General features: G+C 27.4%; 20 protein-coding genes. 13 read left to right on the forward strand and 7 right to left on the reverse strand.

Annotated features, from left to right (window positions below; translation table 11 throughout):
- Positions 1–54: 54 nt before the first annotated feature.
- From BLO14_RS03430 to BLO14_RS03460, 7 genes are read left to right on the forward strand one after another with little or no spacing between them, the layout of a single operon-like run.
- Positions 55–1,047 carry an AAA family ATPase gene (locus tag BLO14_RS03430; protein WP_091972871.1) on the forward strand — a complete coding sequence of 331 codons (993 nt, stop codon included), beginning with the start codon at positions 55–57 and terminating at the stop codon, positions 1,045–1,047.
- Positions 1,048–1,061: 14 nt separating this feature from the next.
- Positions 1,062–1,934 carry a DUF58 domain-containing protein gene (locus tag BLO14_RS03435; protein ID WP_091972874.1) on the forward strand — a complete coding sequence of 291 codons (873 nt, stop codon included), beginning with the start codon at positions 1,062–1,064 and terminating at the stop codon, positions 1,932–1,934.
- A gap of 6 nt (positions 1,935–1,940) precedes the next feature.
- Positions 1,941–2,840, forward strand: a complete 900-nt coding sequence (locus BLO14_RS03440; RefSeq protein ID WP_091972877.1) for a hypothetical protein — start codon at positions 1,941–1,943, stop codon at positions 2,838–2,840.
- On the forward strand, positions 2,827–3,828 hold the full coding sequence (locus tag BLO14_RS03445; RefSeq protein WP_091972880.1) for a vWA domain-containing protein: 1,002 nt from the start codon (positions 2,827–2,829) through the stop codon (positions 3,826–3,828). The genes BLO14_RS03440 and BLO14_RS03445 overlap by 14 nt, the downstream gene beginning before the upstream one ends.
- Entirely contained in the window at positions 3,825–4,811 is a 987-nt protein-coding gene (locus tag BLO14_RS03450; RefSeq protein WP_200780492.1) for a VWA domain-containing protein, read from the forward strand. The genes BLO14_RS03445 and BLO14_RS03450 overlap by 4 nt, the downstream gene beginning before the upstream one ends.
- Positions 4,793–5,380 (forward strand): tetratricopeptide repeat protein, encoded by a 588-nt coding sequence (locus BLO14_RS03455; protein WP_091972886.1) that lies wholly within the window; start codon positions 4,793–4,795, stop codon positions 5,378–5,380. The genes BLO14_RS03450 and BLO14_RS03455 overlap by 19 nt, the downstream gene beginning before the upstream one ends.
- A complete protein-coding gene (locus tag BLO14_RS03460; RefSeq protein ID WP_091973285.1) occupies positions 5,374–7,380 on the forward strand; it encodes an SH3 domain-containing protein in 2,007 nt (668 codons plus the stop codon). Before BLO14_RS03455 ends, BLO14_RS03460 begins: the two co-directional genes overlap by 7 nt.
- Positions 7,381–7,429: 49 nt before the next feature.
- On the opposite strand, the gene infA is transcribed toward BLO14_RS03460, so the two are convergent.
- On the reverse strand, positions 7,430–7,651 hold the full coding sequence (gene infA, locus BLO14_RS03465) for a translation initiation factor IF-1 (protein ID WP_002556767.1): 222 nt from the start codon (positions 7,649–7,651) through the stop codon (positions 7,430–7,432).
- A 166-nt stretch (positions 7,652–7,817) separates the two neighbouring features.
- Between infA and BLO14_RS03470 the strand changes: the two genes are divergently transcribed.
- The gene (locus tag BLO14_RS03470; protein ID WP_091972889.1) at positions 7,818–8,195 is read left to right on the forward strand and encodes a TraR/DksA family transcriptional regulator; all 378 of its coding nucleotides are present in this window, start codon (positions 7,818–7,820) and stop codon (positions 8,193–8,195) included.
- 10 nt (positions 8,196–8,205) lie between these two features.
- Here the strand turns inward: BLO14_RS03470 and BLO14_RS03475 are convergent, their stop codons facing one another.
- Entirely contained in the window at positions 8,206–9,375 is a 1,170-nt protein-coding gene (locus tag BLO14_RS03475; RefSeq protein WP_200780494.1) for an OmpA family protein, read from the reverse strand.
- Positions 9,376–9,515: 140 nt separating this feature from the next.
- On the opposite strand from BLO14_RS03475, the gene malQ reads away from it, so the two are divergent.
- From malQ to BLO14_RS03495, 4 genes are all read left to right on the forward strand, one after another.
- The gene (gene malQ / locus BLO14_RS03480; RefSeq protein ID WP_091972892.1) at positions 9,516–11,036 is read left to right on the forward strand and encodes a 4-alpha-glucanotransferase; all 1,521 of its coding nucleotides are present in this window, start codon (positions 9,516–9,518) and stop codon (positions 11,034–11,036) included.
- A gap of 118 nt (positions 11,037–11,154) precedes the next feature.
- Positions 11,155–12,999 (forward strand): putative glycoside hydrolase, encoded by a 1,845-nt coding sequence (locus tag BLO14_RS03485; RefSeq protein WP_091972895.1) that lies wholly within the window; start codon positions 11,155–11,157, stop codon positions 12,997–12,999.
- A 27-nt stretch (positions 13,000–13,026) separates the two neighbouring features.
- Positions 13,027–14,013 (forward strand): calcium/sodium antiporter, encoded by a 987-nt coding sequence (locus BLO14_RS03490; RefSeq protein ID WP_091972898.1) that lies wholly within the window; start codon positions 13,027–13,029, stop codon positions 14,011–14,013.
- A gap of 79 nt (positions 14,014–14,092) precedes the next feature.
- On the forward strand, positions 14,093–15,841 hold the full coding sequence (locus BLO14_RS03495) for a hypothetical protein (protein ID WP_091972901.1): 1,749 nt from the start codon (positions 14,093–14,095) through the stop codon (positions 15,839–15,841).
- Between the two features lie 26 nt (positions 15,842–15,867).
- Here BLO14_RS03495 and BLO14_RS03500 read toward each other — a convergent pair whose 3' ends face one another.
- Positions 15,868–16,035, reverse strand: a complete 168-nt coding sequence (locus BLO14_RS03500; RefSeq protein WP_091972905.1) for a hypothetical protein — start codon at positions 16,033–16,035, stop codon at positions 15,868–15,870.
- A gap of 76 nt (positions 16,036–16,111) precedes the next feature.
- Here BLO14_RS03500 and BLO14_RS03505 point away from each other — a divergent pair, with 76 nt between their 5' ends.
- Complete coding sequence (locus tag BLO14_RS03505; RefSeq protein ID WP_091972908.1) at positions 16,112–17,713, forward strand: RHS repeat domain-containing protein; 1,602 nt, start codon at positions 16,112–16,114, stop codon at positions 17,711–17,713.
- Here BLO14_RS03505 and alr read toward each other — a convergent pair.
- The 4 genes from alr to BLO14_RS03525 form a co-directional block, all read right to left on the reverse strand.
- Positions 17,705–18,823, reverse strand: coding sequence for an alanine racemase (alr, locus tag BLO14_RS03510; protein WP_091972910.1), 1,119 nt, complete (start codon positions 18,821–18,823; stop codon positions 17,705–17,707). The two genes, BLO14_RS03505 and alr, sit on opposite strands and share 9 nt — an antisense overlap.
- 46 nt (positions 18,824–18,869) lie before the next feature.
- Positions 18,870–19,544 carry a BB0158 famile outer surface lipoprotein gene (locus tag BLO14_RS03515; protein WP_091972912.1) on the reverse strand — a complete coding sequence of 225 codons (675 nt, stop codon included), beginning with the start codon at positions 19,542–19,544 and terminating at the stop codon, positions 18,870–18,872.
- Between the two features lie 21 nt (positions 19,545–19,565).
- Complete coding sequence (locus tag BLO14_RS03520) at positions 19,566–20,354, reverse strand: S2/P23 family protein (protein ID WP_091972914.1); 789 nt, start codon at positions 20,352–20,354, stop codon at positions 19,566–19,568.
- Between the two features lie 144 nt (positions 20,355–20,498).
- On the reverse strand, positions 20,499–20,915 hold the full coding sequence (locus BLO14_RS03525) for a hypothetical protein (RefSeq protein ID WP_200780496.1): 417 nt from the start codon (positions 20,913–20,915) through the stop codon (positions 20,499–20,501).
- Between the last annotated feature and the right edge of the window lie 2 nt (positions 20,916–20,917).

Consider the following 20,917-nt stretch of genomic DNA (forward strand, 5'->3'; position numbering starts at 1 on the left):
TTATTATCGCTTAGGTTCAATTTATATTTTAGAGTTATTTTGACTAGGAGCATTATGAAGAGTAGTTTTCAGATAGATTCAGAAGTAGAGAATGCATTGCATTTGATAAATAAGTTTAGAAGAGAGGTTGCAAGCAGAGTTCTTGGTCAAAAAGAAATGATTGATGCTATTTTAATGGGACTTTTAACAGAGGGGCATGTTTTGCTTGAAGGGGTTCCAGGTCTTGCTAAGACCCTTGCAATTCAAACTGTATCTGATGTTCTTGATCTTGAATTTAAGCGCATACAGTTTACCCCAGATCTTTTGCCGTCCGATCTTACGGGTAATATGGTTTATAAAAGTGCTACAGGGACTTTTAAAGTTAGAAAAGGTCCAGTATTCTCAAATGTTATTTTAGCAGATGAAATCAATAGGGCTCCTGCAAAAGTTCAGTCTGCTCTTCTTGAAGCTATGGGAGAAAGGCAGGTAACTCTTGGAGACGAAACCCATAGGCTTCCAGATCCGTTTTTTGTACTTGCTACTCAAAATCCAATAGAACAAGAAGGGACTTATAATTTGCCAGAATCTCAACTTGATAGATTTTTATTAAAAGTTAATGTCCATTATCCATCAGTTCAGGACGAAGTAAAGCTTTTGAAGATATTTTCAGTGGATGGACGTCTTGAAAATATTAAAGTTGCAAAGGTGATGAATGCTTATTCCTTGGCTGATATTAAAAGAACGGTTGGCAGGGTAAAAGTTGATGACAAAATAATGCTTTATATTGTTACTTTAATCTCGGCATCTCGTGAGAGAGATAAGAAAACTTATCCTTTTGCCAAATATATTGAATTTGGTGCATCTCCTAGAGCTTCTCTTAGTTTATTAAAGTGTGCCCGTGTTAATGCTCTTTATGAGGGACGAATATTTGTTCTCCCAGAAGATGTCAAAGCTGTGGCTTGTAATGTGTTAAGGCATAGAATTACGCCATCTTACGAGGCAGAGGTAGAGGAAATGAGCATCGATGATATTATCAGGATGCTTCTTTCTGCTGTAGCGCTTCCTTAGGAAATAATTTTTAAATGATACAAGATAGCGAGATAAGTAATAGTACTAAAACTAGAATAAAGGCTTTAAAGTTCTTTTCAAGGAAAATGCTTTCAGAGCTTAATTTTGGTGGTTATCGTTCAATTTTTAAAGGACTTGGTCTTGAATTTCATGAATTTAGGCCTTATGAGGATTCTGATGATGCTAGATTTATTGATTGGAATGTAAGCTCAAAAACCGATAGCATTTTTTCAAAGATTTTCAAAGAAGATAGGGGAATGAATCTTCATCTTCTTGTCGATAATTCACTTTCCATGAGTTTGGGAGACAAGATAAATAAAAAAGATGTTCAAGATTTATTGGTTTCTATTTTTGCGCATATGGCATTTTTTAACAATGATAAAATAGGAGTTACCTTTTTTTCAAGTGGAACAGACAAGTTTATACCCTCTAGCAAAGGTCATTCACACTTAGGATTGATATTGAGTGAAACGATCAATAGAAATCTTAAGCCGGGTAGCAGCTTAGCTTATATTTTTAAAAATACTGCAGAATATTATAAAAAAAGATCTTTGGTTATAATTATTTCTGATTTTAAGGCAAATGCTTATTTTAAATCTTTAAATGTTTTAAGCAAGAGACATAACGTTGTTGCTATAAGAATTTCAGATTTTTTTGATGAAAATTTTCCTAAAATTGGAACTTTGATTTGCGAAGATATTGAAACTGGAGAAAATTTTCTAGTTTCAGGATTTAGCAAGTTGACATTAAGTGGCTATAAAAACTATTGGACGCTTGATAAAATAAAGTGGAAAAAAGAGTGTATTAAAAAAAATATTAGTTTTATTGAGATTGATACTAAAGAAGATGTTTTTAAAAAACTTAAAATTCTTCTTAAAAAAGGATAATAGATCTTGAAGAGAATTATTTCAAATCTTTTTCTTTTTTCAACCTTATTTTTACATTCTTATGAAATAAAGAATGAAATATTTATGCCAACTCGTTATTATGTAGGTGATTCTGTTGATTTTAAAGTTTCATTAGTTTTAAATGATGGTGAAGAGTTTTTTCCTGTAGACTTTGAAGAGATTAAAGATGAATTTGTTGAAGTGAATTCGATTAGCTTTAATGAAGTAACAAATGAAATAATAGTTAATTTTGTTTCTTTTTATATTGGAAGCAGCTCTCTTCCTTCTATTTATATTGGGGATGTAGTTAATAATGGTAAGAAAAATAAGGTTGTTTTAGAGAATATAAAAATTAATACAGATAAGCTAGTATCTAATAATTCTGATTTTAAAATTAAAAATATAGAAGGTGTTTTATTTATTCCTGGAACAAGTACTTATTTGTTTTTATTTATTCTTATTTTGTTTTTGATTCCTTATTTGATTATTAAGCTTTTAAAGCTTTTAAATCGACTTTTAATTTACTTGATAGTTAGACATGGACTTAGAAAACCTTATAAAGTATTGCAAAGACAGTTTGTTATTTTGTCTAAATACGTTAAAGAGGATGGGAATCAAAGTACATTTTATAATTTAATAAATTCTTCTTTAAGAGTTTATTTATCTAAAAAAACAGGTTTCGATTTTAATGCGATTACCACAACAGAAATTTCCATAATTTTGCAAGATCTTAAGGTTCCTTACGAGATTCGTTCAACTTTTATTAATACGTTAAGGCTTTCTGATTTTAGTAAATTTAGTGGTGTTGATTTAGTATTTGATAGCTTGGCGTTTGTTTTAGATGATTTAAGAACTGCAGCATCTAATTTTGAAGAATTTAATAGAGGCGCTAATGTTAACTTTTAATGAGCCCCTATATTTATTTTTATTGGTAATTTTTCCTTTAATAATTTATTTTAATCATTTTTTTAAAAATAGAGGGGGCAAGATAAAGTTTCCAATATCGCTTTATGGTGATTTCAACTCTTTAAAGCTTAAAGATTATAGATTGAATTTGATGTATTTTTTTACTTATTCTTTTTTATATCTAGCTGCAATGGTTATGGTGTTTGCTTTAGCGGGTCCTTCGATTTCAAAAAAGAAAATGATACATCTTAGTGCTGGCGCTGACATTGTTATTGTTCTTGACATATCTCCTAGTATGGGCGCTGTTGAGTTTTCTTCTAAGAATAGACTCGAGTTTTCAAAAGAGTTGATTAGACGTTTTATTTCTCAACGTGAAAATGATAATATTGGCTTAGTAGCTTTTGCAAGAGATGCTTCAATAGTAGTGCCTATAACAACAGATAGAGATTTTTTTAATAAAAAGTTAGATGATATTTATATTATGGATCTTGGCAATGGGTCTGCTTTAGGATTGGGTATTTCTATTGCATTGTCTCATTTAAAGTATTCTGAAGCTATTAAAAGATCAATAGTGGTTTTAACAGACGGAGTTGTTAATTCAGATGAGATTTATAAAGATCAAGTGATTAACCTTGCTCAAGGTTTAAATGTTAAGATTTATTCTATTGGTATTGGAAGTTCTGAGGAATTTAATGTTGAGTTTAAGTTGAGATCTGGAAAGTTTTATCAAGGAAGTCTGAAAGAGGTTTATGATCCTAGTATGCTTGTTGAGATTTCAAATAAAACAGGGGGGCTTTTTTATTCGGTTAATGATGATTTTTCTTTTCAATTTGCAATTCAAGATTTTTCAAAAAAGGAAAATTTGGAGAGAAAAATTAAAATAGCTGTGGACAATAAAGATATTTATAAAGAATTTCTAGTTTCAGCGTTTTGCTTATTGCTTATTTATTTTATTTTTTCAAAGATTTTCTTAAAAGAGATACTATGAATATAAATAATTATAGTGCTTTATACTTTTTTTTAATTTTAATGTGGATTTTTTTTGTTTGCGTGCTTGATTTTAAACGAAATATTCCGTTTTTCAAAACCTTAAGTTTTATGTATGGAAACAATTCATATATTCAAAATTATTACATTAAAAATGTTCTCATGACAATGTTTTTTATTTTTAGCTTGATTTTTTTAATTTTATCCATCTCGGATATTTCTTGGGGACAAAGAGCTGTTGAAGATGACAGAGGTAAATTGAGAATTTCTTTTATTTTCGATATTTCTCGTAGCATGTTAAGTGTGGATGAAGGTAAAATTATTAATAGGCTTGAGAGTGCTAAAAATATAATTAGTTTAATTTTAAGCAATTTTGAGAATGCAGAATATTCCCTTACTATTTTTAAAGGCAAGTCTATATTGGTTTTACCTTTTTCTAAGGATAAAAACAGTCTAAACAAGATGTTAAATTACATAAAGCCCGATTTAATTAGCTCTCCTGGGAGTTTTTTAGGAGATGCTGTTTTTAATGTAATCTCTAATTTAGAGGATGATTCTTATTATAATTTTTTAGTTATTTTAACGGATGGTGATGATTGGGGAGAGAGTAATTACTATAGGTTTTCTAAATTTGTAAATAACTTAAAGTTAGAAAGTTTTGTGGTGGGGATTGGAGGAAGTAATCCTATTTTATTTGATCAAAACTTAAGTATTAAAGATAAAAATGGGAATCTTGTTAAAAATGTTATAAATGAAGAAAATTTACTTCTTCTTGCCTCTTCTCTTAAAGGTTCATATTATAACTTGTATTTAAAAGGGATCAACTTTGTTGTTGATGATATAAGAAATGGTATAATAAGAAGAACTTCAAATGATATTATACTTGTTGATGTATCAAGGTATAAAATTTTTTTGGTTGTTTCGTTGTTGTTTATTTTTATGTATTTATTTGTCAGGATGATAAAGTGGGACGAAACTTTTTAGTAGTTTTATATGCTTGTTTTTTGTGTTTAAGTTTTTGGTCTTGTTCAAATGTTAAGTCTATGTCATTAATGGCTATTGGTAATTATGAATATGTTAGAGGAAATTATCAAAATGCAATTTCAAATTATTACAATCTTGTGGAGGATAAAAAATATTCTGCTTGGGGATATTACAATCTTGGAATTGTATACTATTCTTTAGGTGAGTATGAAAGTTCTCTTAGAATATTCTCTTATGCAAAGAAAACCGATGATATTTTTTTAAATTTTAATGTCAATTATAACGAGGGGATAATATACTACAATCAAGGGCTTTATCATAAAGCTGAGATGGCTTTTAAGGAGGCTTTAAAAATTAATCCCGGCAGTTATAATGCTAAATATAATCTTGAACTTGCAATAATAAAAAAACGAACAGCGCGTGATAGTTTAAATTCTTTAAGTATAGAAAAAAGTAAAAATTTTGTTGAAAGTAATGAAAATTTTTTAAGATATATCGAAAATCTTGAGAGGGTTGTATGGTTGAGAAAAATAGACGAGAGTTTAGTTGTTTCAAAAGAAGATTGGTAATATTTTTTATTTATTTTTTTTCAATCGCAAAACTTTATTCGCTTACGGGTATTGATTTTGTTAAAAATATTAAAGTTTTAAGGGGTGAGAAATTTATTCAGGTCGTAATGCTTAACAATCCTTTGCAAGATATTGATATAAGTTTGCTAAAAGTTGAAATAAATAAAGAAGTTCAATCTAATTCTAATGTTTTATCAATATCTAGAACAACTGATAATAATAGCTTTTCTTTTGTCGAGATTAAAGTTGAATATCTTTTTGAGAGTTTAGGATTTATTAAGATTCCCCCATTAAAAGTAATTTATAAAGGTGATTTCTATTTATCTTCAGAGGTTGAAGTTAGTGTGCTAAGAGCTGATGAAATAAATTCTTTTGGTTTGCCAGTTGATCTATATTGGGATCTTGATAAAAGAGAAGTTTATGAATATCAAAGCATTGGGCTTGTTTTGCGTTCAAATTGGCTTTCAGATGGTAATTCTAATGAAATGTCTGGATTTTTGCCTGCCATTAAGGATGCAATGATTGAAAAGATGCCTATATTCGGGGATATAAAATATAGAACTTTTCATAATAAAGAAATTTTAGATGTACCTTTTTATAACTTTGTATTAACTCCTCTTAAAGGCTCAAAAAACGTTTTGATTCCCAGTTTTCCTTTTAATATTGATTCTGGTCTTGTTAGGGAAACCCCCGAACTTTTATTGAAAGTTAAACCGATTCCCAAAGAGGTTAAATCTTTAGCAGTGGGAACTTTTAGAATTGATTATGAAACCCCGACTTATTCGGCAATTGATCAAGATATGTTTACTATTTTAATAAAAATTACAGGTCAAGGAAATTTTCCACATTTTTACTTTCCAGAGATTGAAACTTATAATTCTAAAATTCTTAATAAAAAGAAAAATTATAATTTTAAGCCTTCTAAGGATGGGTACAAGGGCAGCATTTCTCAAATTTATACAGTTAAGCCTGGTACTAAAGGTAGTGTATTTTTGAATATTGGTGATTTTAATTATTTAAATCCTGATAATGGAACAGTTTATACTCTTAAAGGGAAAAAATTGAAGTACGAATATTTAGGAGAGTTTAATGGAATAAACAAAGTACAAAGTAATTTGGATGATGATTTTAAACTTTTGTCTTACACTGATATTTTGAATTACAAAAATAAAACTTTTTTATTTTTTGTTCCATACTATTATTTACTTTTGATTCCAGGATTTTTATTATCTTTAGCTATTTTAATTAACTATAAAAAATTTTTTGCAGCATCGAGTTTTGGACTGATCATTTTAATATTGGCTGCCGGCATTAGTTTAAATGCTGTAAATGATGGTTTATTGTCAGAAAAAAATATAAATGATTTGATTGAAAACTATAATACTAAAAATTATGATGCTGCACTTATTAAGATTGACAATATTCTTAAAAAATATCCAAATTATTCAGGACTTTGGTTAAATAGAGCTCTTGTTTTAAGTAAAATGGATAGAGATTTTGATGCTATTTATTCAGCCTATAAGGCATTTTTGGCTTCTCCAAATAATGAAGTCCCTTATAAGGTTATTGATTTGATTGAATCTAAGAACGGAGTTACAGACAGTATTCGCAATAATAGTTTTATCTTTTCTAATATTTTTTTTATTATTAGCTTATTTTTGATGAATTTTTTAGTTGTATCTATTTCTTATAGATTTTTGGCAAAAAATTTAAAAAAAATAACTATTTTTTTACTTTTTTCTGCAGTTTGTTTTACCATATTTGAAACATATTATTTTTATTCTGATCAACAATCTGAGGTAGGAATAATTAAAGGTGATTTAGTCTCTCTTTATAAAGTTCCTGACAACTTTTCAAGGAGTTGGAGATTTTTAAAAGGAAATGCTAGTGTTTATATTCTTGATAGTAAAGATGATTTTGTTCTTATTGAAACAAGTTATGGACTTCAAGGTTGGATTCACAAGAATTTTATTGTATCCTTAAAAGATGATTTGATTTAAAAAATAAACATTTTTCAGTATTTGAAAAATGTTTTAAAATGTTTTAGTTTTATTTTTCCCTGTATACTATTCTACCTTTTGTAAGATCATAAGGAGATAGTTCAACTTTTACTTTATCACCAGGGACTATTTTTATGAAATGTTTTCGCATCTTGCCAGATAGATGAGCAAGCACAATGTGCTTGTTTTTAAGTTCTACTCTAAACATGGTATTTGGAAGGGATTCTTTTACAATTCCTTCAGTTTCAATAGCTTCTTCTTTAATATTCAAGACAACCTCCGCATTTTTTCTCTAATAGGATAAATTTTACATGATTAAACATATCATTTCAATTGTCCTTTTTAGGAATAAAAGCATTATTGTTTGTTTACATTATAAGAAATTGTGTATATAATTACACGGAGTTTTTTAAAAATGTAATTTATAGGGAGGTATCATGCAAAAAGCTAGTTCTGAGCATGAGTTTATTGAAGAGATAAAAAAATTTCTTTCAGCTGAAAAAAGAGAGATATTGGATTCTATTAAGTCTGTGGAAAATAGCAAAAAGGAAATCATTAATAATGATATGTATCCAAAGGATGTCGTTGATATTGCTTTTGACAATATGGATGGGAATAATCTTGAAGCGTTAGGTTTTGTTGAAAAGAGAAAGTTGAATTTAATAAATCAAGCTCTTTATAGAATTTCTCAAAATTCTTATGGTAAGTGTTTGGCTTGTGAAAAAGAGATTGCTAGAGAGAGACTTTTAGCAATTCCTTATGCTTTTTTATGTATTAGTTGTCAGACAAAAAAAGAAAAAAAGAATAAAAGATGATGCATCTAGATTAGTTATTTAATATTGTAATTTCTACTCGTCTATTTTTAGCCGTTAATGGGGATGATTTAGGATATTTTGATCTTTGAGATCCCCATCCTTTAAATAGTATTTGGTCTTTGTTTTTTGCTTTCATTTTTATCAAATAATTTCCAATTGCATGAGCTCTTTTTTCAGAGAGCTCATGCATCTCTTTTTCTAATCCAAATTCTTCAGTATGTCCTTCTATTAGAATGTTATTTTTTTTGAATTTTTCAAGAAGTTTAGCTATAAGGTCAAGTTTTTTATATTCTTTTTGTAGTATTTGGAATGAGTCAGGATAAAATTCAATATCGAAGCTTAAACGAATGCCTTTATCATTTTTTTCAACGCCAATAGCTTTTATTTTTTTTTCTTGGATATAATTTTCAACTTCAGTTTCAATGAAATTATCATTTGGAAGTTCAATTGAAACTATTCTGCCAAGAGAGTTTCCAACCATTTTAAAATGTTGATTGTTGTTTTGCTTTATTTCAAATATATATTCATCGTTGTATTTATAAGTATTTCCAATTTCATTGTCAAAATAAATTTTTTGGTTTACTTTTTGATAAAAAGAGATGTTTTTTATATTGTATTGTGACTCATAATTCGAAAGAATTATGTGGTAATGTTTTCCATTGTGCTCTTCTTTGCCTTTATATTCGTAGTTAACATTAAATTTTACAATAAAATCTTTTATGCTTTTGTCTATTTTTGAAGCTTCTATATATTCTTCTGCAGGATATGTCCATTTTTCATTTATTTTGATAGGTGTTTTTGGAAATCTTGGAATGCCTCTAACAGAGGGTCTTTTTTGATTTATTCCTATTATATATTCCCCTTGCTTATTTACGCTGAAGGTTTCTTCAAATTCTTCATTTAATAGGTAAGGTTCATTAATATTTTCTCTTTTTAAGATTCTAAAAAAAGCTTTAATGTTTGCGAATTTTTCTTTTGTGTCTTTTATTTCACTTGAAATTTGAATATTGGTTGTAGAGCTTGAATTATAATGATCGTTAAAATATATTTTTTGATTATCTATACCTTCTAATCTAAATTTTGCACCTTTAATGTATTTGAATTCAAAGACTTCAGAAGACAAAGCTAAGCTTTGAACTAAAAATAATAGCAACAATAGTATGGTTGCTTTGGTATCCATTAATAGATTTTATCATAAAAGTATTTAATTTTTAAATTTTTCTTAAAATTGCTATTTAACATTTTGTTCTGATCTAATATTTATTATAATTTATAACACAGTGGGTAATTGTTTAAATTGTTAATTAATAGGGGTTTTATATGAAATATGAAAAAATAAGAATTAATTTAAATTTAAAAAGAAAAAGCGGTATATCGCTTAACATAAGTTCTTTGCCATCTAAATATGGCATTGGAGATTTGGGCAAAGGGGCTTATAAATTTATAGATTTTTTGTTTGCATCTTCGCAAAGTTATTGGCAAATGTTTGCTTATTCTCCTATTGATTTTACAAGATCTCCTCCTTATTCAATTTTTTCCGCTTTTGCTGGTAATGTTTATTATATTGATTTAGAAGCCCTTGGCAAATTTATAGATTCGGATTTGAGCCTTTTAAAGGAAAATGAAACCAGGTATTCTGATTTAAAAAAATTAAGTTTAAAAGATAAATTTCTCAAAGAAGCTGCTTTAAATTTTATTAATAGAGCTTCAGTTGATGAGGTTAGAAGCTTTGAAAAGTTTAAAAAAAAGTCTTCTTATTGGCTTTTAGATTTTGCAAGTTTTGTTGCTTTTAAAGAATATTTTTTTAAAGAATCAAAGGACGCTTTTAATGTTCTTTTTGATAGAGGAATTCTTAAAAGAAATGAAAAAGACTTATTTAAATTGAGAAATATTCTCTCAAAAGAGATCAGAGTGCAAGAGGTGTTGCAGTATTTCTTTTTTTCACAGTTTCAAGCTTTAAAGCGCTATGCGAACGATAAGGGAATTGAGCTGGTTATAAGCGTGCCCCTTTTTGTGGCATATGATTCTGCTGATGTTTGGGCACATCAAAAATATTTTAAGTTGAGGTTTGATGCAAGCAAGGATAAAGTTGCAGGAATTTCTCCAGATTATTTTTTAGAGCAAGAGCAAGCTTGGGATAGTCCAGCTTATAGTTGGAATGTTTTAAAGAAAGTTAAGTATGAATGGTGGGCAAAAAGGATCGAGGTTTTAAGAAAGTATATAGATGTGATTAAAATTAATCATTTCAGAGGTTTTGTTTCTACTTGGGAAGTTAGTGCCAGTGAGGCTTATGCATTTAATGGGCTTTGGGTAAAGTCGCCAGGACGAGATTTTTTTAATTTTATTTTAAATGAAATTAAAGATTTAAAAATTTGGGTTGAAGATTTTGGAAATGATCTTGAAGATGTTTCAAGGCTAAGAGATTTTTTTAATTTTCCAGGAATGAGAATAATGAGTCTTGCTTTTGATTTTGATTCGGACAATCAGAATCTTCCCCATAATTATATTAAAAATTGTATAGTTTACACAGGAATTAACGATAATGATACAATACGAGAATTTGTTGACTCTTTAGATGATTTGCATAAAAAGTACATTTTTGATTATTTAAATACAAATGAAGATTTTGTTGTTTGGGACATAATAAGAGGTGCTATGGGCAGTGTTTCTAATAATGTAATAGTATCAATGCAAGATTATATTAATTTGGGAAATGAATTTAAGGCAAATATTCCAAAAAATACTTCAGATAATTGGATTTTTAGATTATTAGAAAGTGATTTGGATCCCATTTTGAGTAAAAATATAAGTTTTATTACAAGACTTTATGGCAGAGCTTAAGATTTTTAAGATTATATTTGCTGCAATATTTCAATATTTTTGAATTAAATTGAGATTCAATCGTCAAATCAAAATCATTGTTATTTAATATTTTTTGATTTGTAAGTATCATGTATTAATGTATATGAAAATTTTTGTCTATTGGATAGTTATTTTCTTTTTTTTTGTTTTTAAAGTTTTTAGTATATATTCAATAACCGATGAAGAATTTTTAAAAAAATATAGTTTATTTTTTATCCATAAAGGATTTTTGAGTAAAAATATTAATGGGAAAATAACTAAAGTTCAGGTTAATGGGATAGATTCTAGGTGGGTTTACCCTTTTTGTAAGCTTGCTCCCAGTCGAATTACTTCTATTTATGAAGATGTTTATTCTTCAAGTTCATTTTTGACTACAAGCAATAATCTTTATGTTTCTTATGATTATTCAAAAAATTTTAGAAAATTAGTGGAAATTAGCAAATTTAACAATAATGCGTATATCACATCAAGTGCCTTTTCTCAAGGAGAGTATAAGCGTATTGCCATTGGGACTGCGTTTCATGGGATTTATCTTAGTGTTAATGGAGCTGTTAGCTTTAAAAATTTAAATCGTTTAATTCCTCAGATTTATCTAGGTGCGGGGTATTACGACATTATTAGTGCTGTTGAATTTTCAAAAGAAGAGACAAATAATTTATATTTTTCTTCTGGAGTTTATGGGGATATTTTTTTAATTAGTCAAAAAAGTGGGTTTATTAAAAAAATTTCTTTTCCTTTTAAGAAGCAAATAATACGTATTTTAGATTTATCTAGCAAGAATGTAGAAAAAATTTTAGTTAGAACATATGATAATCATTTTTATTCTTATTTTAATGGGCAATGGGTATTTATTGGAAAATCATCTTTGCAAGATCAGGATTTTGTTGAAAAATCGCAAAGGATGGGGCTTGCTAAAGATAAAGGATCTATTTATTTAACAGCATATACATTGCGTAATAACAGGGCAGTTGATGAAAGATTTAAATTTATTAAAGATTCAGGTATGAATGCTGTTGTGATTGACTTTAAAGATGATAATGGCAATTTAACTTATTCTAGTAAGCTTTCTTTGCCCAATAAGTTAGGAGCTGTTAGAAACTTGATTGATATTTCTTATATTCTTAAAAAAGCCAGAGAACTTGGAATTTATGTTATTGCTAGATGTGTTGTATTTAAAGATGCAAAATTGTATTATTATAATGATTTTAAGCATGCTCTTTGGAATAAAAGGACCAATAAGCCTTGGGCTCATTTTATTAAAAAAATTGATTCTAATGGTCTTGTAAAATATGTGCAAGCAGAGCATTGGGTAGATATTTTTTCTCCTGCTACTTGGGAATATAATATTTCTATTGCAAAAGAAATACAATCTTTTGGAGTTGACGAGATACAATTTGATTATATTAGATTTCCGTCAGATGGTCCTGTATCTTTTGCAACTTCAAGAATGAATAAGTATGAGATGCGACCTGTTGATGCTCTTGAATCTTTTTTGATTATGGCAAGAGAACAGCTCTATATTCCTATTTCTGTTGATATTTATGGGTACAACGGTTGGTTTCTTACTAATAGTATTGGTCAAAATATTGCAATGTTGTCAGATTATGTTGATGTCATATCTCCTATGTTTTATCCTTCACACTATACTAATGATTTTTTGCCAAGCAATTCTTATTATACAAAAAGAGCTTATAAGATTTATAAAGAGGGTTGCGATAGAGCATTTATGTTTTCTTTAGATAGGGTTGTCATTAGGCCTTATGTTCAAGCTTTTTTGTTAGGAAAAGAAAGGTTTGTGGATGACGAGATTTATTTTAAGTATTTGAAGTTTCAGCTTAAAGGGGTTAAAGAGTCATTTGGTAGTGGCTTTAGTCTTTGGAACGCATCTAATGTTTATTATATGATTAAAGGTAGTTTGAAAGAATATTTAGATTCTTTTTAATTACTGTTTCTTATAAAGGAGATTCATTTGGAACAGTTAATTCAATTTTTTTATGTAGGAATTGGTATTTTTTTATTGTATCTTGGTGGTGATTTACTTTTAAAAAGTTCGGTTAGCATTGCTACTTATTTAAAAGTTCCAACACTTTTAATAGGGGTTACAATAGTATCTTTTTCAACAAGCGCTCCAGAGCTTTTTACAAGTTTGGTGGCAGCTTTTAGGGGTAAAAACGAAATTGTTGTTTCTAATGTTATTGGAAGCAATATTATCAATATGTTGCTTGCCCTGCCTTTAGCAGGATTATTTTTAAGGATTAAGGCAGATTTTAAAAGACTTAAGCTTTCTTTTATGTTTCTATTTTTATTAATGTTTCTTCTTTTGTTGCTTTCATTTGATTTGAGAACTTACTCTTTTTTTGTAATGCCTTATAATCGTTTAAGCTCATTGAGTATCTTGATTTTGTTTTTGTCCTATCTTTTCTTCTTTTATAAAGAAGAAAAATCGCATTTCAGTTTGGAAAATTCTTTTCAAGAAGGAGTAATCAATTTAAATCCGAGTTTAAATTTTGTATTTTTTAATGCGTTAAGCTTTTTTGTTAGTATGTATTTCCTTTATTTAGGATCGAAATTATTGGTGGATGGGGCTCTTTATATTGCCAATAATGTTTTTAATGTTAGTGAAAAGTTGATTGGAATTATAGTTGTAGCTTTTGGGACAAGTGTGCCAGAGCTTGTTGTATCTCTTTTTGCAATAATTAAAAAAGAGTCAGACATTGCATTTGGGAATATTGTTGGTAGCAATATTTTTAATATCGGTTTTATTTTAGCTAGTAGTAGTTTTTTTAGACCTATCTTGTTGAAAGATATTTATATTTTAGATTTTAGTATAATGGTATTTATAACTTTAGTTTTGTTCTTAGTGGTGAAATTTAAGGGGATTTTCAGCAGAGGCATTTCTTTAATTTTTTTGCTTTTATATATTTTGTATAATTTAATGTTATTTAACCTTTATTGATTATATGATCTAAATTTTAGCTTGTTAATTATTTTTAATGTAATATGGTTTATTATTTTAATGTAATATAAGGAGCAGTATGAAAAAATTACCAGAAATTTTTTATATGATTAGCAAAGAAGTAGATATTTTGATTTCTCAACTAGGAATATCTTCTGATACCCAAAAATCAATTTTGAAAACTATTCTGTCTTATAAAAAGGGCGCTATAGATTATTCTTCTTTTATAGAAGAGTATTCTGTAAAAATACGAGGTCTAAAAGGAGAACTTGATTTTTTATTTCGCAAACTTTATGAAGTTAAAAGAGGAATAATTACTAATAAAATAGCAAAGAATGGAGAAATTTTACCAGATAGCATAATTTTGACCGATGAGGCCAGTTATGATTTTTATTATTATTCTATTGACGATTTATTTTTGAAAACTTATATAGGAATAGAGCTTTTTAGTTCTTTGCTTACTGTTAAAAATATAGAATCTAGTTTGTTGGTTTTTCAGAATGAATTTATAACTATTACAGATTCAGATATTAATTACAAATTTTTTGAAACAAAATCACAACTGAAAGAAATATTGGTTTGGAAATCATTGATAATTCCATCAAACAGGGCTTTGTATTTTATTGAGTTTGTTAAAAAAATATTTTTCGATATTGCTTCTAATAATGTTGTAAAAGATGTTTTCGTTAGAGTAAAAGGATTAAAGCTTGGTGATTATGAGAGAGCTTTAGAAGAGGGTAAGAATATTATTGGTGCTATTTCCAAGATTATCTCTGGCATTATTGAAATTAAGGATGAAGTTCTTGGCAAAAAAGGAATCACTTTCTCAAAAAATCATTTTGTTTTTTTGGATTTTCTTAATCTTTTTATTAAAAATGAAAAAGACTTAGAAGAGCTTAAGGCTCTAGAAGCTATTAAAATTGATGAAGCTTTGAAAGCAATTGAGAAGACTTTGGAGTTTAAAAAAGGTTTAATTGATGCGAAAGAGTTTTCTAGTATTCTAAGAGTTTATTCTGAAGGCTTGAATGATCCTGAAAATTTTTTATTAGTTGCTAATATGTACTTTTTTGAATCCAAAATTCATGATATTTTGCCAAAAATATTTCAAGTAAAAGAAAACTTTCATTTGTACAAACCTTTTGCATATGAGTTTTTTCTAGAAGAATATGAGAAGGTTTTGCAATTTCTTAATAGTGAATTGAGAGCTAGCATATTTAAAATTCTTAGTTTCGGAGATGATCCTTCTTCTATTTTTACAGAGGAAGGCTTAGAAGAAATTATTAGCAGATTGGTATCTAGATATATTATGAATGAGTATTGTTTAAAAAATAAAGTCAAATTTCTTGACCTTATTGTTTCTCATTACAGAAGAATTTATAAAACACAAAGTGTCCAAGTCCATCTTAAAGATTTGATTAAAGTTGAGGCAGCTAAATATTTCAAGAATAGTAATGAATTACTGCCTTTATATAAAATATATAAACTTGATTTGTATTCGCTTTTGAATGCTGCTTATAAGGATTTAAGTCTTCTTAAAAGAATTGTTTTGTTTTTGACAGGCAAGCATCAAAGTTATAAAGAGGCTTTGTCTAGATTGGATTTTAGGGTTGGTTTGAATAAAAGTGGCAGTGGTCTTTTTGATTCAAATGAAAGAGTTAAAAGACAATTGGAAAAAATTAGAAGACAAAGAGAGGAAATAAAAGAGCAAGTTAGAAATTCTTTTCCTAAAAAAGGTGCAACGACTAAACAAACAGTAAATAAGAACTATACAAAACAAGAACAAGATGAAGCATGGGTCAAATTTAGTGATAGGATACAAAAAAAATAGCATTTATAAGTAAGTGGATTTATTTGTTAAAATAAATCCTTTGGCTTTCTTGCTATATTTTTTGAAGTTTGACATTCTGCATAATGCTTTATTTTTCCATTTTCAAATTTTGATTTCATTAAAATTTTTCCTCCCCATCGACTTATTAATTCTTTCGAACCCCCTCTTTGAGCGTTTTTAGAAATCTTTGCCATTTTAAAGCTCCTTTTTGATAGATTTATTGTATAATAAATCTATCAAAATAAGGTTGATTTATCAAGGAATTTATTCATGTTATTTATCATATTTTTTATGAGCACTTTTCTTTTTTCAAAAGAAGTTTACTATAGATTTGCGGATTATTCTGTCAATTACAATATAGTAGGTAAATATAAGATTACAAAAGAAGAGTCTGAGGAAGAGTATGGATATAAATTTACTTATGATCGCAATAATAATCTTATTTTCGTTGATTATATTGGCAAGCTTAGTATTTTAATACCTTCTTTTTTTAATGCAAATCAAATTAAAATAGAAAGATCCAAACACAGTGAAAGGCGCATATTTCTAAATAGGGGACTTGCTTTTAAAAATAATAATGGTGTTTACATTGAACATATAGAGTATATGAGTGATGGCAGGATTAAGAATATCTTTAATTATAATAGATCTAATGAAATGGTTAGAGATAGATATAATGTTTCTTATTATCATTTTTTATATGATAATGAGAGGGTGTTTAGTGTTTACAGATTTAATGAATCAGGGATTCAGATTAAAGATTTAAATAATGTGTATTTTACAAGGGTTAGTTATGATCATTCCAAATTTGTTAAAACGGTTTTGTATTACGATGAGAATGGTTATATTGTGAGCTCAAAAAATGGTACTTGTGGGTTTAGATTAACTTATGATGCTAATCATAATCTTATTAAAGAGGAATATCTTGATAAATCAGCTTACATTGTTTCAAATCCATTTTCTGTAGCTACTAAAATATATCATTATGATATTGATGGAAAAGTTATTGAGGTTTTAAATTACGATATTAATAATAACTTAACTCCTGATGAAAATAATGTAGCAATTTATCGTTATGACTATTATTTTAAAGATAAGGATTGTTATTACAAAGAATATAATTATGACAATAACAATAATTTAACAATTAGTCAAAATGGTTATGCCATGAAGAAGACTATTTTTTATATCCAAAATAATGAAAAAAGAATAATAAATTATAGTAATAAAATTAATAAAAACTATAATAGAGATATTCCAACTGTTTATGAGGAAAAGTATGAAATAATGGATAATTTTAAAGGCATTGCTATTTATAGTTATAAATATGACGACAAGTTTTATTTAATAGAAAATATTTTTTTTGATAAAAATTTTAATTTAATAGCTGATGCTAAAGGTGTGATGATTTACAGATACTCTTATGATAAAGAAGGATTTTTGATTGCTCAGGAACATTTTGGTGGGGATTTTGTTAATCCAATAGATGATTTTGAAGGAGTTTCAAAGTATAAATTTAGTTACGATTCTAATGGTAATATGATTTCAAAGAAAAATTATTCTAAGGATGGAGTTTTGGTTGCTGATTGTAATTTTGTTTTTGAATATTTATATGAATATGATAAGCAAAATAGACTTATTTCTCAAAAAAATTTTGGCAGCTTGGGACAATTGCAAGACGATATTCATGGGGTTAGTGTTTATAAATACGAATATAATAAGTTTGGGAAAATATCAAAACAATCAAATCATGGTCCGGATTTGAGATTAAGAGATGATGTTGGGGGATTTTCAATTTATAAATGGATTTATGATGCTAGAGGTAATTTAATAGATTTCCAAAAATTTGATTCTTTGGGCAATTTAATCTAAGTATTTTCTGTTTTCATATTTTCCTATATTACATAATAATTCATAATGACTTCTTTTGGAAAATTTACTCATTTCATCTATGCTTAATTTTTCTGATACAATTTCTACTTTTGAACCTGTTTTAACTTTTAGGTTTTTAGGGATTTCTACTATTGTTAGATTCATGCAAACTTTTCCCCTTATTTTACATTTTTTATTGTTTATTAAAAAATAAAAATTATTATTTATGTTTTGGGGTATTCCATCAAAATATCCGATTGGGATAATTCCTATTTTCATATCCTCTTTAGCTTGAAATAAACCTGAATATGAAATTTTTTCACCCTTTTTTACATTTTTGATAAACATTACTTTTGAAAATAAATTTAATACAGGTTTAAAGTTTAGTGTAGTTTTTTTGTTTTTTAGTGATGGATAATAACCGTAAAGAATAAGACCCGGTCTTACCATATTAAATTGTGGATTTATTTCGTAATTGATAATGTGTCCCGAATTAGAAATATGAACAAATTTTGGATTTATATTTTTTTGTTTAATCGTTTCTAGGAAAAATAAGAATTGCTTTATTTGTTTTTGTGAGGTTTTAAAATTTTCTGTTGCTGGAAGATGTGAGCAGACCCCCTCTAGTTCTAGAAATTTTGAATTTTGAATATAAGTGGCTATTTCAAAGGCGCTATCTATTTCTATTCCATATCTATTCATGCCAATATCAATTTTTAAGTGAACTTTTATTTTCTTTTTTTGCAATGCGCATTCTTTTTCTATTAAAGATAGATATTCAAAATCAGCAACAAATGGTAATAGCTCAAGTTTAATCAAATTTTTAATTTCTTTTTTATCTACTTTAGTGTATACTAATATTTTTATAGTTTTATCAATTTTTTTAAGTGTCTTAGCATCTTCAATATTGGAAAGTCCGAAATAATTTATCTTTTTTGTTTTTAGAAATTTAAATATATTTATAAGTCCGTGACCGTATGCATCAGCTTTTAAGGTAGCCACTATTTCTTTTTCACCAATTTTATTTTTAATTAAATTTAAGTTATGCTCTAAATTATTTAAATTTATTATTATTGTTTTATTACTGCTCATTGTTTTATTATTATACATTTAACGCTCTTAGAGAAGTAAAATCTTTTTTCTATTTATTTTTGGTTTATTCTATAACGGGTATTGGAAATTTTTTTAATTTGTTGCTTTTAAAATGTAATCTCAATTTTTTTTGGAAATCGTTATATATTTGGGGGTTAATTCTAATTTCATATTTTTTAGCTTCTTTATTTATATTATTTTCTACTGTTATTGCTGCCAAGATGTAATACCAGTTGTTGTTCTTGTAATATTCTGAAATCGTTTTTGAGAGAGATTCAGTTCGTAGTGTGCCAAAAGAATAAGCATCTTTTGCGAGCTCTTTTTTTGATTGCTGCTTTCCACTGGCAAGACTGCTTAGATGATCGATAAAATTGCCTTTATCTGGACTTAAGAATTCTAATTTTGTAATTTTGTATTTCTCAGAAGCTTCGTTTGATAGGTCAAACGAAATAATGGCAGAAAATCCAATTTTTGAAAATGCATTTATAAATGTATAGCTAATTCCAACAAGTTCTTTTATCAGGTCTCCATTCAGATCTACTAATTCCATGTAAGGTTGGCTAATTGCAATATCAACAGATACTAGTAAAAAATTTTGTTTTAGTTTTTTAATTTCTGTTTTTATATTTTCCTTTACAATATAATTGTTATTTTCGAAGATATTAATTTCGTTTTCAGAAAAAACATTTTTAGCTAGAGAAAGAATTATTGCAATTAAAATAAATTTTTTAAGGTTCATAAAATATTTCCTTTTTTTATTTTATATATCTTCAAATAGATCCCCATTAGTATCTTTTAAGATAGAATTTTCCTTTATTACTTCTTTTAAAAAGTCGATAATTAATTTTGAATTAAGGGAAATTTTATAAGTTTTAGTTTTTTGAGTAAGTTTGTTTTTGACGGTTAAATTTGCAAGCATATAATTCCAATGACCATTTTGATATGTGAATTTAAAAGCATTTTTAAGTTCATCGCTCATCAATATTCCAAATGGGTATGCAGTAACATATCCTTCTTCTTGTGAATTTTCAACAACTAGAAGAGGATTTTTAAGCTCTAGGTTGGAACCGGCTGTTATAAATTTAATGTCTTCAATTTCATATTCTTTATCTCCATTTTTAGTTGTTTCAAAAAGTATTAATAGCGATGTGAAACTACTATACTTATCGTCCATTTTTATAGGAGATAGTATATAAGAATATCCAAATTTGTTTTTAAATTCTGATATTGCTTGTCCATATTCATCTAAGATTGTCATTGCTTTTGTTTTTATCCAAGTTACGTCATGATTGCTATTTATGATTGGCAATTTTTTATTCAAAATTTTGCCCAATAGTAAATGTAATTTTTCATCGCTTGTTGGTTTTCCAATATCACTATCACTGTCTTGCTGCAAAGGTTGTGGCTTTTCAGATGATTTTTCATTGCTTATTGGCTTTCCAACATCACTGTCTTGTTGTACAGATTGTGGTTTTTTAAAAAAAGCGCAACCTAATATTAACATAAGCATCATTATTAACTTCAAGCGTTTACATGTTTTAAATATCATAACATCTTCTTCCTTTATACCGTTTGTAATTTTTATTGAGCGGTAATTAAAATTACAATAAGTTATAATACAGAATACTCATGTCAAAGTCAAGTTGTTTTTTTTATCTTTATTCTTTAAAAGTTGTATTTTTGATTTTTAATCCTATAATAAAGGTATTTCTGCTGCTAAAAAATGAATTATTCCTATAATGATTGATATAATGCCAATTATCTGCTGATTATTCTCAAGTATTGATTGAAATTTTCCATATTTTTCATTATTTTGAACTTCTGTTGGTAATTTTTGTTTTAAAAACAAAATAAATCCAATTAAAAATAAACTTACAGCCGGAATCAAGTTTCCAATTATTGGCAATTTGTAGGGCCTAATTATTTCAAGGGTGCTAGTTATTAAAAATAATAATCCAAAAATGCTTTTTACCTTTTTGTTGTCGTTTATTAAATTTACAAAATCTTCAAAAATTTTTAAAAATTTTATTTTTTCTATTAATATTGGGAATGCAAGTATTATTCCTCCTAAGATGTTAAGCGAAACAGACATAAAGTATATTTGCATCATAT

The sequence above is a fragment of the Borreliella japonica genome, assembly GCF_900099615.1.
In the GTDB taxonomy this organism is placed as follows: Bacteria; Spirochaetota; Spirochaetia; order Borreliales; family Borreliaceae; genus Borreliella; species Borreliella japonica.